The sequence below is a fragment of the Pseudophaeobacter sp. TrK17 genome (genome assembly GCF_042192375.1).
GTDB lineage: Bacteria > Pseudomonadota > Alphaproteobacteria > Rhodobacterales > Rhodobacteraceae > Pseudophaeobacter.
Genome location: NZ_CP071700.1, coordinates 1,030,146 through 1,043,184 on the forward strand (window position 1 = coordinate 1,030,146; position 13,039 = coordinate 1,043,184).

Sequence of the window (13,039 nt, forward strand, 5' to 3'; positions counted from 1 at the left end):
CTCCTCAGAACATGAAATAGCGTTGTGCCATGGGCAGCACTTCGGCGGGCTGGCAGGTCAGCAGCTCCCCATCGGCGCGCACCTCATAGGTTTCGGGGTTCACCTCCATCACCGGGGTGGCGGTGTTCAGCAGCAGATCTTTCTTGCCGATGTTGCGGGTGTTTTGCACCGCCACTGTTTGTTTCGCCAACCCCAGGTTCTGGCCGATGCCAGCGTCCTGCGCGGCCGCAGAGACAAAGGTAACAGCCGCGTTTTCCACGGCGCGGCCAAAGGCGCCAAACATCGGCCGGGAATATACCGGCTGTGGCGTCGGGATTGAGGCATTGGGATCGCCCATCTGTGCCATCACGATAGAGCCCCCCAGCAACACCATTTCGGGTTTGACGCCAAAAAATGCTGGGTTCCACAGCACCAGATCGGCGCGTTTGCCCTCTTCCAGGCTGCCGATTTCATGGGATATCCCATGGGCAATGGCCGGGTTGATGGTGTATTTGGCGATGTAGCGTCGCACCCGGTAATTGTCGTTGTCGCCGGTTTCCTCCGCCAGGCGGCCACGCTGTTTTTTCATCTTATCAGCGGTTTGCCAGGTGCGGATCAGGACTTCGCCCACCCGGCCCATGGCCTGGCTGTCGGAGGCGATGATGCTGAACGCGCCCATGTCGTGCAGGATGTCTTCGGCGGCGATGGTTTCGCGGCGGATGCGGCTTTCGGCAAAGGCGACGTCTTCGGGAATGGATTTGTCCAGATGGTGGCAAACCATCAGCATGTCCAGATGTTCCTCCAGCGTGTTCACGGTGAAGGGGCGCGTCGGGTTGGTCGAGGAGGGCAGAACGTGCTCTTCGCCGCAGATTTTGATGATATCCGGCGCATGGCCGCCACCGGCGCCTTCGGTGTGAAAGGCATGGATGGTGCGGCCCTTGATGGCGTCGACGGTATGTTCGACAAAGCCGCTTTCATTCAGGGTATCCGTATGGATCATCACCTGCACGTCCCAGGCGTCTGCCACCGACAGGCAGCAGTCGATGGCGGCCGGGGTCGAGCCCCAGTCCTCATGTAGTTTCAAGGCGCAGGCGCCGCCCAAAACCTGCTCTTCCAGGGCGGCGGGCAGCGCGGCGTTGCCCTTGCCGGCAAAGGCCAGATTCATGGGAAAGGCATCGGCTGATTGCAACATGCGGCCAATGTGCCATGGGCCGGGGGTGCAGGTGGTGGCCAGGGTGCCATGGGCTGGCCCGGTGCCACCGCCCAGCATGGTGGTGAGGCCGGAATGCAGCGCGTCTTCGATCTGTTGTGGGCAGATGAAATGGATATGGCTGTCAAATCCCCCTGCGGTCAGGATGCGGCCCTCGCCAGCGATGACCTCGGTGCCGGGGCCAACGATGACATCCACTCCGGGCTGGGTATCAGGGTTGCCTGCCTTGCCGATCTTGGCAATGCGCCCGTCCCGCAGCCCCACGTCGGCCTTGTAGATACCGGTGTGGTCGATGATCAGCGCATTGGTGATCACCGTGTCCACCGCGCCGGCGGCGCGGGTCACCTGGGATTGCCCCATGCCATCGCGGATCACCTTGCCGCCGCCAAATTTGACCTCTTCGCCATAGAGCGGCGCATTTCCTGAGCCCGAGGCGCGCTCGGCGGTCAGGTCGCGCTCGACCTCGATGATCAGGTCCGTATCGGCAAGGCGCAGCTTGTCGCCGGTGGTCGGGCCAAACATGGCGGCGTAATCGGCACGGGAAATCTGGGTGGGCATGGGGTTGAAACCTCAGCAAAACAGTTTGGTGTAGAGCGCAGTGGCACGCGCCTGAGAGGGGGCAGCAGCGGTCAGAGCGCGCCCATGATCTTTTGGTTGAAGCCAAAGACCTGCCGGGCACCGGAAAAGGGCACCAGCTGCACCTCGCGGCGCTGGCCGGGTTCAAACCGCACGGCGGTGCCCGCTGCAATGTCCAGGCGATGGCCATGGGCGGTCTCGCGGTCGAACTCCAGCGCTGGGTTGGCTTCGGCAAAATGGTAGTGCGAGCCAACCTGCACCGGGCGGTCGCCGGTGTTCGCCACCATCAGCGTTACCGCCTCACGGTCTGCATTCAGGGTCAGATCGCCTGCGGCGGGGATGATTTCTCCGGGGATCATGGCTTTTTCCCTCCTCAGCCTGCAATCATCAGTGTGGTGCCTGCTGCGGCGACCAATCCGCCCAGAAGGCGGGTGGCCAGCGGTGCGCGCTGTGCGAGGCCAAGCCCGCCCAGAACACCCACAGCGTGCAGCAGCGCGGTCGCGATGGCGAAACCGGCCAGATAGGGCAGCGCCTCAGCGCTTCCCAGTTCGGCCCCATGGGCGTGACCGTGAAACATGCCAAAAAGCGCGGTCACGCCAACAGCGCCTGTCAGCGGCAGGCGCAGCGCCAGTGCGCAGAGACCGCCAAGGACCAACACAGAGGCGAGGATCATCGGCTCCACGAAAAGCAGGCCAACACCCGCCATTGCCAGCAGAAAGCCCGCAGCCATCGCAGCGACAAAGGCGACCGGCAGCGCTGCCAAGGCGCGACGGTCCTCTGACCTGCCGGCCAGCATCACCGCCCACAGTCCAACGGCGACCATGGCCAGGATATGGTCTGCGCCAAACACCGGGTGGCTCATGCCCGCAACAAATGAACCATGCTCGGTCGGATCTAGATGGGCCAATGCAGGACCAGCGGTGAGGGTGAGGGCTGGGGTGAGAGCAAGCAGTCGTTTCATCTTGGGCTTCTCCAAATGGGACATTAGCGAATGGGGTTGTGAACGGTCACCAGCTTGGTGCCGTCGGGAAAGGTGGCTTCGACCTGCACGTCATGGATCATCTCGGCGATGCCCTCCATGCATTGGTCGCGGCTGATGACCTCGGCGCCGGCCTCCATCATGTCAGCGACGGAACGGCCGTCACGGGCGCCCTCGACCACCGCATCGGTGATCAGGGCGATGGCCTCGGGGTGGTTCAGCTTGACGCCGCGCGCCAGGCGGCGGCGGGCCACCTCGGCGGCCATGGCGATCAGCAGTTTGTCTTTTTCTCGGGGGGTCAGGTTCATGTCAGATCATCCAGCATCGGGGAAGGGTGCCCTGTGTCAGGCGGTTCTGTGGTGGGCAGTTCTGTGTCAGGCGGTTCAGGATCGGGATCAGGCTGCGGCGCAGCTCATAGGCGTCAGCCGCGAGAATGCGCAGCAGCAACAGGTCATCCCCAATCACCGAGGCCCCGGCCTGGGGTGGCAACATGGCCCGCAAGGGGGCCAGCTGGCCGCGGGCATCCGGCGCCACATAGATCACCGAGACCAGCGCCCGGGCCCCGGCGGCCACATGCGGGCGGTCCAGCTGTGCCTGCATGTCACCGTCAAAGCGCATGGCGTCGCGGTAGAGCTCGGTGCCATTGCGGCGCAGCACAATCCGGTCATGAAAGCGCCCCTGTGTCACCGTTTCTCCCATGGCCAGGCGGCCAAAGACCAGCGGCTCCACCAGCAGGGCGGTGGCATCCGGGGCGAGTTCCACGTCAAGGTGGCGTGACAGGGCGCAGCTTTGGAACAGAATGGTTTCCTGTGGCAGCCAGTTCACATGGCTCCCTGCGGCGACGTTCAGTTTGGTCTGCAGCTGCCCCACTTCACCGGGCTGGGCGTGATAGGCGCGTTCAGCCGTCTGGGTGGTCAGAGTTAAGGCAGCACCGGCCCCGACACCGGCAGTGATCCGCATGTCATCGCCGCCGGTGATGCCACCGGCCGTATTGATCAGAACCGCCTCGAGGCTTGTGGTTTTTATTCGTGGAAACAAACACCTGAACGAGCCAGACTGCCGCAGCCCCCGCAGCACCGACCCCCGCGACGTCTGCTTGACCGTAAGGTCAACAGCGCCCTGCGCCCGCGGTTGGCTGGGGCGGGCAGGGGGCACAGGCCGGGCGGCTTGCTGCGATATGTCGGCGGTCAGAGTAATGCCGGTCTCCTTTATCGGGTCAGATCCTTTGGCCAGATCTTCAGGCCGGATCTTTCGGGCGACAGCAGCATGTCAGCCGCAAGTCGGTTGCCTTTTTTTTCGGCAGTTTCGATCGGAGGCTCCACAAAAACTTGCAAAATTCCGCTTTTGAAAAACGCATTGCCTGTTTTTTAGCGCGCAGAGCGCCGTACAGCCCAATTTTTGATCAATTTACAGTATGGCGCGGGAAAACTCGGCGCCGCACGTTGCTTCAATTGCTGCGATGCAGAAGCACTGTATGTGCCTGCCAGGAGCAATTGTTTTTGAAGGGTGTGTGACGACCAGACGAATTGCAGCTCTGACCGGCCGTCACACGGGTGCAACAAAGGTTGCGGGGACTGGGTACGGAAAGAGGCGCGTTGACGCAAGCACCCCCGACCCCCCTCCGCCGGGAGATAAACATGATCAATCTAAAAACCACTTTGGCAGCCACAGCTGCTGTCGCCGCCCTCAGCACGCCAGCTCTGGCAGCGGATTGCACGTATAAAGTGGGCGTGCTGCATTCTCTGTCCGGAACCATGGCGATTTCCGAGACCACGCTGAAAGACACCATGTTGATGCTGATTGACCAGCAGAACGCTGCCGGCGGTGTCATGGGCTGTGAGCTGGAAGCCGTTGTTGTCGATCCGGCCTCCGACTGGCCGCTGTTTGCCGAAAAGGCGCGCGAGTTGCTGACGGTGCATGATGTGGATGTGATCTTTGGCAACTGGACCAGCGTCAGCCGCAAATCGGTTCTGCCGGTGATCGAAGAGCTGAACGGATTGCTGTTCTACCCGGTGCAGTATGAGGGCGAAGAAAGCTCCAAGAACGTGTTCTACACTGGTGCGGCGCCCAACCAGCAGGCGATCCCGGCGACGGATTACTTCCTCGAAGAGCTGGGTGTTGAAAAATTTGCCCTGTTGGGGACCGATTATGTCTACCCCCGCACCACCAACAACATTCTGGAAAGCTATCTGCAGTCCAAGGGCATCGCCAGCGAAGACATCTTTGTGAACTACACCCCCTTTGGTCACTCTGACTGGTCCAAGATCGTTGCAGATGTTGTGGCGCTGGCCGCAGACGGCAAAAAGGTTGGGGTGATTTCCACCATCAATGGCGACGCCAACATCGGTTTCTACAAAGAACTGGCCGCTGCCGGTATTTCGGCGGATGACATCCCCGTGGTTGCCTTCTCGGTTGGCGAAGAAGAGCTGTCGGGTCTGGATACCTCGAACCTGGTGGGCCACCTGGCGGCCTGGAACTACTTCCAGTCGGCTGAAAGCGAGGCCAACACCGCCTTTATCGACTCCTGGAAAACCACCATGGGCGACGAGCGCGTCACCAATGACCCGATGGAAGCCCATTACATTGGCTTCAACATGTGGGTGAACGCGGTGGAAGCGGCAAAAACCGCCGATGTGGATGCGGTGCGGACGGCCATGTATGGGCAGGAATTCCCCAACCTGACCGGCGGCACTGCTGTGATGTTGCCCAACCACCACCTGGCCAAGCCAGTGCTGATTGGTGAAATCCAGGAAGACGGCCAGTTTGACATCATCAGCCAGACCACCGAAGTCCCCGGCGATGCCTGGACCGACTTCCTGCCTGACAGTGCGGTCTTGATGTCTGATTGGAAAGACATCGGTTGCGGCATGTATAACACCGAAACCAAAACCTGCGTTCAGCTGAACTCGAACTACTGATCGTAACAGTCCCGCAGGGCCCCTCGGCTCTGCGGGACATTGAAGGCACCAGCATCATGAGAACTTCCTTTTTGGCGGGCCTTCTGGTCCTTCTATCGAGCCTCGCTGCCCTGGCGCAGCAGGTCTCCCCCCAGACAAATTTGACGCAACCGGCAGCAATGCAGAGCCTCTTACAAGAGCAAAGCGCGCTGATCCTGAAGAGTTCCCGCAAGACAATTGCCCCGGCGATTGCAGCGATCGCTGACAGCGGGCTGCCCCAGGCGCAGGCCGTGCTGCAGGCCTGGCAGGTCAAGGCCCTGTGGATGCGTAAGTCTGACGGGCTGTTCTTTCGCGGCGAAAAGCTGGAAAGCAAAAGCTATCGCCTGTTTGATTTTGATACCGGAGAGGCCATCGGGGATGCGGCCAAATCGGATCTGAAACAGATCAAACCCAACAGCGGCATTCGGGCTCTGATCGCCACCGCCTTGGTGCAGTTTCAGCTGTCGGACCCGGATCCTTCCCGCCGCCAGGAAGCATTGCTGGCCATTGAGCGCGCCCCCGCTGGCGCGCTGCTGGCGCCGCTGCGCGCCTCGATCCCCGGCGAGACAGATCCGGTTCTGAAAGCGCGAAAAACCCGCATTGAGCAGCTTTTGACCATTGCCTATGACACGGATGAGACCCGCCGCGTCGCCACTATTCAATCCCTGTCCGGGGATCTGGGGCTGGATGTGCGGGCGACGCTGAACCCGCTGGTTTCGACCCAGCTGCGCGCCTTTGCCGGGGATATCCCTGCGGGTTTGAATGTCGCGCGCCGGGTGGAACCGGGGCAGGATGCGCTGACACAGGATGCGGCCTACGACCTGTTGGTTGCGGCCAAACTGGCCCCGGCCCGTGTTTCAAGTGATGAGATCCGCACCACGCTGGCAGCCCATATCGACGGCGGCCGGGTCGGCGGGGTGCCGTTGGCGCAGTTGAACCAAGAGGACGCGCGGACACGTGCCTATGGGGCGCTGGTTGCGGCCAAACTGGCCCCGGCGCTGGTCAGTGCTGAACAAATCACCCAGAGCCTGAACGCGCATGTGTTTGCCGAAATCTACGATGAACCTGCGGCGGCTATTACCAGTGCAGCGCAGGAGGCGCTCAAGAGCATTTCCACCCAGGTGGCGATTGGTCAGACGGTGGACCTGACGCTGGATGCGCTGTCGCTGGCCTCGATCTATTTCCTTGCCGCCATTGGTCTGGCCATTACCTTTGGGGTGATGGGGGTGATCAATATGGCCCATGGGGAATTCATCATGATGGGCGCCTATACCGGCTATGTGGTGCAGCAGGTGATCCCCAACCATACGGTGTCGATCCTGGTGGCGGTGCCGCTGGCCTTTGCGGTGACCTTTGCTGCCGGGGTGGCGATGGAGCGGCTGGTTATTCGCTGGCTCTACAATCGCCCGCTAGAGACCCTGCTGGCCACCTTTGGCATCTCGATTGCGCTGCAGCAGCTGGCCAAGAATATCTTTGGCACCCAGGCGCGTCCGCTGACCGCGCCGGGCTGGCTGGATGGTGCCTGGATCATCAACGATGTGGTGTCGATCAGCTATATTCGCATCGCCATCTTCATGCTGGCCCTGATCTTTCTGGGCGTGTTCCTGTTCATCATGCGGCGCACCCGGCTGGGGCTGGAAACCCGTGCGGTGACGCAGAACCGGGCCATGGCCGGCTCCATGGGGATCAACCCGGAGCGGGTGAATATGCTCACCTTTGGGCTGGGGTCCGGCATTGCCGGCATCGCGGGCGTCGCCATCGGGCTGTTTGCCAAGGTTACGTCAGAGCTCGGCTCGGACTACATCGTGCAGAGCTTTATGACCGTGGTTGTTGGCGGCGTTGGCAATATCTGGGGCACCCTGGCAGGGGCCACCATGATTGGCTTTTTCCAAAAAGGCGTCGAGTTGTCAAGGGCGGCGCAAAATTGGTCCATTAGGGCGGCGTAAAAGTAGGCCAGTTTGGATTGAGCCGTTTGTTTGATTTTAGAGGCGCCCGGGGACCTGCGGCTCCTCACATAGCAAGCGGGTTCCCGGGCGCATTGCCCCGTGAGGGGCAATTCCTGATCAGTTGTTCTGGGTTGTTTTTCGGCTCTGTGCGAGGCGGTAGCTTTCACCGTTCATCTCGAGAATGGAGACATGATGGGTGAGCCGATCAAGAAGTGCGCCGGTGAGACGTTCTGATCCGAGCGTTTCAGTCCATTCCTCGAAGGGGAGGTTGCTGGTGATCAATGTCGAGGCGCGTTCGTATCTCTGCGAGATCAGTTCGAAGAGGAGTTCTGCGCCGGTTTTGCTCAATGGCACGAAGCCTAATTCATCAATGATCAGCAGCTTGGGTGCCAGCATCTGCTTTTGCAGGCGCAGGAGCCGTTTCTCGTCACTGGCCTCAATCAGCTCATGGACAAGAGCCGCCGCGGTGGTGAAGCGAACCGGTATCCCTTTCTGACAAGCGGCCAGTCCAAGGCCAAGAGCGACATGCGTTTTGCCCGTGCCACTTGGCCCCAGAGCGATCACGTTCTCGCGCCGCTCGATCCATCCGCAACGGGCGAGGTCCAACACCCTGGCTTTGTTCAGGGCGGGGATTGCCTGGAAGTCGAAACTGTCCAGACTTTTGGGCGCCGGGAACTTCGCCGCCTTGACCCGTCGCTCCACCATACGCCGCTCCCGATCGATGAGTTCCAATTCGATCAATCTGTGGAGGAACTGGATGTGATCCTTCCCCTCGGCGGCGCACTGTCGCGCCTGCTTCTCGTATTCGCGCAATACGGTGGGCAGTTTGAGCTTCTTGAGGTGATGGGCCAGCAGAAGGTCCGGGACTTCCGTCATGCGGCTCCCTCCGACAGGAGCGCCATGTAACTCGCGGCTTTTGTCGTCTGAACCGCAGTCCGGGGAAGATAGGGGTAGAGGGACAGATCGAGCCGAGCGGGGCGGCGCTCCACTTGGCACAGGACCAGATGCTTGATCGCATCAAAGGCGATCGCCCGCTTTTGCAACGCCACCCGCACCGCCGCGCACAAAGTCGGCAGATCAAAGCTTTCCAGGAGCCGAAGCACCTGAATGAACTCTCGGCGCCCTTGGCGGGCATGTCTCGCTTCCATTAGGCGACGCAGGGTTTGCAGCTCGTCGGGCATCTCCCAATCGACCAAAGGGGCGGCTTGGTCCAAGGCCCCGGGCTTCGTCTCCAGAAGGGCAAAGTAATGCACAGGGTCGAAGATCATTTGTTCGCGCTCGTAGCAGCGGGCGTGACGGGCGATGACCCCACCACCACAGCCGATTTCGACCACATCCACAAACGCACGGATCGTCACCTCCCGTAAGCCATAGGTGCTGGGAACCGAGTAATCATTGGATTTGTAGCGCACCAGAGATTGGGAGCTGACCCGGCCCGTTGCCTTGTGGCAGGCTTGGTAAGGCATTGCAGGGAGTGGCGACATGGCAGCCAGATCCCGCTTCAGCCGTTCCCCGATCGTCTCCCGGTGCCCATGCAAGACAGCCGACTGCCGTGTCAGACATTGTTCTTCGAGCCAGACATTGAAGCTGTCCAGATCAGGGAATTCCGGCAGCGGCACCATCAGGTTGCGCCGGGACCAGCCCACCAGACCTTCGACATTGCCTTTATCGTTCCCCTTGCCCGGGCGGCCGTAGCGATCATCAAAAAGGTAGTGTGACAACATCTCCGTGAACATCTGCGTCCGCCGACGCCGCCCTCCGGCTTCGATCTTCGCAACAAGGCAGCTGTCATTGTCATAGACCACCGAGAGCGGCACGCGCCCGAAGAACTCAAAGGCGTGAACATGCCCGTCCATCCAGGCTTCTGTTGTCGCCGCATGATAGGCCCGCACATAGCATGCATCGCTGTAGGGCAGGTCAAAGGCAAAAAAGTGGATCTTCTGTTCCACGCCCCCCAGGATGACAACGGCCTCACCGAAATCGGCCTGCCCGTGACCCGGAGGATGGGCGAGTGGAATGAACATCTCCCGCGCTTTTTGACGATGCCCCCGAACATAGTCCTTCACGGTCGTATAACCGCCGGTAAAGCCTTCTTCCTCACGGAGCCGTTCAAAGATCCGCTTCGCCGTATGGCGTTGCTTCTTCGGACGGTTCTGATCCTCCAGAAGCCATTGGTCAATTGTATCGGTGAAGGCTTCCAACTTCGGGCGCCGAACTTTCTGGCTCCGGCGGTAACCAGGGGGAGACGAATACGCGCACATCTTGTCGACCGTTCCACGGGCAAGGCCAAAATCACGGGCGATCGAACGTTTGCTGCGCCCCTCATCGAAATGCGCGCGGCGCACGGCTAAATATACTTCCACGGTGAAAATCCTCCGGCCCTCCCTGCAAAGACAGTGAGAGCAAAAGTGGACGACTTTTGCGCCGCCCGCCCCGGCAAAATACCGGCGCTACCGTGGCCTAATTTGCAACCGCCCTATACAGTCGAGTGGCTGAACCCGTCAAACACACTGGCCGCACAGACCTATATGATCGTCTTTATCATCGTCTTCATTCAATTTCGCCCACGAGGGATCATCGCCCTCAAAGGCCGGGCGGCGGGAGATTAAGCGATGTCCGACACTTTCTTCAAACGTAACCCCTCGACCCTGGTGTTTCTGGCTGTGCTGGCCCTGTTCGTGCTGGGCGTGACCCTGTTGGCCGAAGGGGCAGGGGCCGGGGTGATCTCCACCAGCTTTGTCAAAACCCTGGGTAAGACGCTGTGTCTGGCCCTGGTGGCGGTGGCGATGGATCTGGTCTGGGGCTACACGGGTATCCTGTCGCTGGGCCATTTTGCCTTCTTTGGCCTGGGCGGCTACATGATCGGCATGTGGCTGATGTATGCCCGCACGCAAGCGATTGTTGTCTCGTCGCTGGCCGAGGCCCCGATCCCCGCCACCGAGAGCGAGGTTGTCGATGCCATTGGCAATCAGATCTTCGGCGTGGTGGGATCCAGCGAGTTCCCTCTGATCTGGATGTTTGCTGACAGTCTGCTGCTGCAGCTTGTGCTGGTGGTGGCGGTGCCGGGTGTGCTGGCGCTGGTCTTTGGCTGGCTGGCCTTCCGCTCGCGCGTTACCGGTGTGTATCTGTCGATCCTGACCCAGGCGATGACCCTGGGGCTGGCGCTGTATCTGTTTCAAAACGATAGCGGCTTGCGCGGCAACAATGGGCTGTCAGGCCTGCAGAACCTGCCGGGGCTGGATCATGTGCCACAGGCCACCATGTCGATCTGGTTTTTCTGGGCCTCGGCGGCGGCCCTGGCGTTGGGCTATCTGTTTGCCGCCTGGATTGTCTCGGGCAAGTTTGGCTCGGTGCTGCGTGGCATTCGCGACAACGAGGCGCGGGTGCGCTTTCTTGGTTACTCGGTCGAGGGCTACAAGCTGTTCATCTTTACTGTCACCGCCATTATCGCAGGTATCGCCGGGGCGCTGTATTATCCGCAGGCGGGGATTATCAACCCGGCGGAAATTGCTCCTGTTGCCTCGATCTATCTGGCGGTCTGGGTGGCCATTGGTGGCCGAGGCCGCCTGTACGGTGCGGTGATCGGCGCCATCTTTGTCAGCCTGGTGTCGTCCTGGTTTACCGGCGGTCAGGCACCGGATGTGAATCTTGGCTTTTATACCCTGAAATGGGTCGATTGGTGGCTCATTGTGCTGGGACTCAGCTTTGTTCTGGTGACGCTGTTTGCGCCACGCGGCATTGGTGGGCTGGTTGATTTGTGGAGCGAGCGGCGTCGACCCGACCGTCACGGTGCCGATCTGGGACCGGGCGCCGGCGCCCTGCGCGAAAAGGAGGCGAATGAATGAGCATGCTTCTGGAAGTCTCTGGTGTCTCCGTCAGCTTTGATGGGTTCAAGGCAATCAACAACCTCAGCTTTGCCATTGGTCAGGCGGAAATGCGGGCGATCATCGGTCCAAATGGGGCGGGCAAAACCACCTTCATGGATATCGTCACCGGCAAGACCAAACCAGACGAGGGCAGGGTGACATGGGGCGAGCGCAATATCTCGCTTTTGGGGATGAGCGAGGCCCGCATTGCCCGTGAGGGCGTTGGGCGCAAGTTCCAGAAACCCACGGTGTTTGAGGACCAGACGGTGCTGGAAAATCTGCTGATGGCGCTGCGCTCCAACCGTAGCCCTTTTGCGGTGATGTTTTATCGCGCCACCGCCGCCGACCTGGCGCGGGTTGATGAACTGGCCACTGAGATTGGCCTGTCAGATGCGCTGGGGCGTAAATCCGGCGAGCTGAGCCACGGGCAGAAACAGTGGTTGGAAATTGGCATGTTGCTGGCGCAAGAGCCGCGCCTGTTACTGGTGGATGAACCGGCCGCTGGCATGACCCCGGCTGAGCGCGAGCAAACCACTGCCATTCTGGTGGAGGCCGCCAAAACCCGCGCTGTTGTGGTGGTGGAACACGACATGGAGTTTGTGCGCAGGCTGGATTGCCGCGTCACGGTCTTGCACGAGGGGGCGGTTCTGGCGGAAGGCTCTTTGGATCACGTGACCGCAAACAGCCAGGTCATTGATGTATATTTGGGGCGCTGAGAGATGCTGACACTCGACGATTTCACCCTGCATTATGGTCACTCCCAAATCCTGCATGGGGTCTCGCTAGAGGCCAAGGCGGGTGCGGTGACCTGTGTAATGGGCACCAATGGGGTGGGCAAAACCAGCCTGATCCGGGCGATCTGTGGCCAGCATCTGCGCTCGGGCGGGCGCATGGTTCTGGATGGCGAAGAACTACCTGCGATGCCCGCGCATAAATTGGCGCAAAAAGGCGTCGCCGTGGTGCCGCAGGGGCGCGAGATTTTTCCGCAGCTCACGGTGCGCGAAAACATGGAAACCGGGTTTTCCTGTCTGCCCAAATCCGACCATCACATCCCGGATGAGCTGTTTGATTTGTTCCCGATCCTGAAGGATTTCATTGATCGGCGCGGGGGCGATTTGTCCGGTGGGCAACAGCAGCAACTGGCCATTGCACGGGCGCTGATCACCCGGCCCAAACTCTTGCTTCTGGATGAGCCAACCGAGGGCATTCAGCCCAATGTGATCCAGCAGATCGGCGAAGTGATCCGGCTGCTGCGCGATCGCGGCGACATGGCCATTGTGCTGGTGGAGCAGTATTTTGATTTTGCCTATGAGCTGGCAGATCACATCGTGGTGCTGCGCCGGGGCGAGGTGATCTTTGACGGTGATAAGGCCAGCACCAGCCGCGAAGAGGTGCTGCCGAAGGTCTCAGTCTAGCGGTAGATCGGCCAACGCAGACGCCGGGGGCAGGCAGGGGGCACATCGTCCTGTTTGGGGTATAGCCTATTCAGAACAGCGCTTTGCATCGTGGTATGCAGGGCGCTGTTTGCTGTTTGGCGCCTGCGCGAT

At 60.7% G+C, this 13,039-nt stretch carries 12 protein-coding genes; 5 read left to right on the forward strand and 7 right to left on the reverse strand.

Annotated elements, in window-relative coordinates; genetic code table 11:
• Window positions 1-4 precede the first annotated feature (4 nt).
• The 5 genes from ureC to JZI28_RS04820 all read right to left on the reverse strand — a co-directional run bounded on the left by ureC (window position 5) and on the right by JZI28_RS04820 (window position 3,782).
• Window positions 5-1,747, reverse strand: coding sequence for an urease subunit alpha (gene ureC, locus JZI28_RS04800; protein WP_375699411.1), 1,743 nt, complete (start codon window positions 1,745-1,747; stop codon window positions 5-7).
• Window positions 1,748-1,818: 71 nt separating this feature from the next.
• Window positions 1,819-2,124, reverse strand: a complete 306-nt coding sequence (locus JZI28_RS04805) for an urease subunit beta (protein WP_375699412.1) — start codon at window positions 2,122-2,124, stop codon at window positions 1,819-1,821.
• A 14-nt stretch (window positions 2,125-2,138) separates the two neighbouring features.
• Window positions 2,139-2,726, reverse strand: a complete 588-nt coding sequence (locus tag JZI28_RS04810) for a HupE/UreJ family protein (RefSeq protein WP_348154754.1) — start codon at window positions 2,724-2,726, stop codon at window positions 2,139-2,141.
• A gap of 23 nt (window positions 2,727-2,749) precedes the next feature.
• A complete protein-coding gene (locus JZI28_RS04815) occupies window positions 2,750-3,052 on the reverse strand; it encodes an urease subunit gamma (RefSeq protein WP_278921113.1) in 303 nt (100 codons plus the stop codon).
• A 1-nt stretch (window position 3,053) separates the two neighbouring features.
• Window positions 3,054-3,782, reverse strand: a complete 729-nt coding sequence (locus JZI28_RS04820; RefSeq protein WP_375699413.1) for an urease accessory protein UreD — start codon at window positions 3,780-3,782, stop codon at window positions 3,054-3,056.
• A 599-nt stretch (window positions 3,783-4,381) separates the two neighbouring features.
• On the opposite strand from JZI28_RS04820, the gene urtA reads away from it, so the two are divergent.
• Together urtA and urtB are read left to right on the forward strand one after the other, a co-directional pair.
• On the forward strand, window positions 4,382-5,662 hold the full coding sequence (gene urtA / locus JZI28_RS04825; protein WP_295450433.1) for an urea ABC transporter substrate-binding protein: 1,281 nt from the start codon (window positions 4,382-4,384) through the stop codon (window positions 5,660-5,662).
• Between the two features lie 56 nt (window positions 5,663-5,718).
• Complete coding sequence (gene urtB, locus JZI28_RS04830; protein WP_375699414.1) at window positions 5,719-7,626, forward strand: urea ABC transporter permease subunit UrtB; 1,908 nt, start codon at window positions 5,719-5,721, stop codon at window positions 7,624-7,626.
• A 117-nt stretch (window positions 7,627-7,743) separates the two neighbouring features.
• Here urtB and istB read toward each other — a convergent pair whose 3' ends face one another.
• Window positions 7,744-8,502 carry an IS21-like element helper ATPase IstB gene (istB, locus tag JZI28_RS04835; protein WP_274841184.1) on the reverse strand — a complete coding sequence of 253 codons (759 nt, stop codon included), beginning with the start codon at window positions 8,500-8,502 and terminating at the stop codon, window positions 7,744-7,746.
• Complete coding sequence (gene istA, locus JZI28_RS04840) at window positions 8,499-9,998, reverse strand: IS21 family transposase (RefSeq protein WP_375700067.1); 1,500 nt, start codon at window positions 9,996-9,998, stop codon at window positions 8,499-8,501. The genes istB and istA overlap by 4 nt, the downstream gene beginning before the upstream one ends.
• Before the next feature lie 240 nt (window positions 9,999-10,238).
• Between istA and urtC the strand changes: the two genes are divergently transcribed.
• From urtC to urtE, 3 genes are read left to right on the forward strand one after another with little or no spacing between them, the layout of a single operon-like run.
• A complete protein-coding gene (urtC, locus tag JZI28_RS04845; RefSeq protein WP_348154744.1) occupies window positions 10,239-11,471 on the forward strand; it encodes an urea ABC transporter permease subunit UrtC in 1,233 nt (410 codons plus the stop codon).
• Complete coding sequence (gene urtD / locus JZI28_RS04850; protein WP_375699415.1) at window positions 11,468-12,208, forward strand: urea ABC transporter ATP-binding protein UrtD; 741 nt, start codon at window positions 11,468-11,470, stop codon at window positions 12,206-12,208. The genes urtC and urtD overlap by 4 nt, the downstream gene beginning before the upstream one ends.
• 3 nt (window positions 12,209-12,211) lie before the next feature.
• Complete coding sequence (urtE, locus tag JZI28_RS04855) at window positions 12,212-12,907, forward strand: urea ABC transporter ATP-binding subunit UrtE (protein ID WP_375699416.1); 696 nt, start codon at window positions 12,212-12,214, stop codon at window positions 12,905-12,907.
• Window positions 12,908-13,039: the final 132 nt, after the last annotated feature.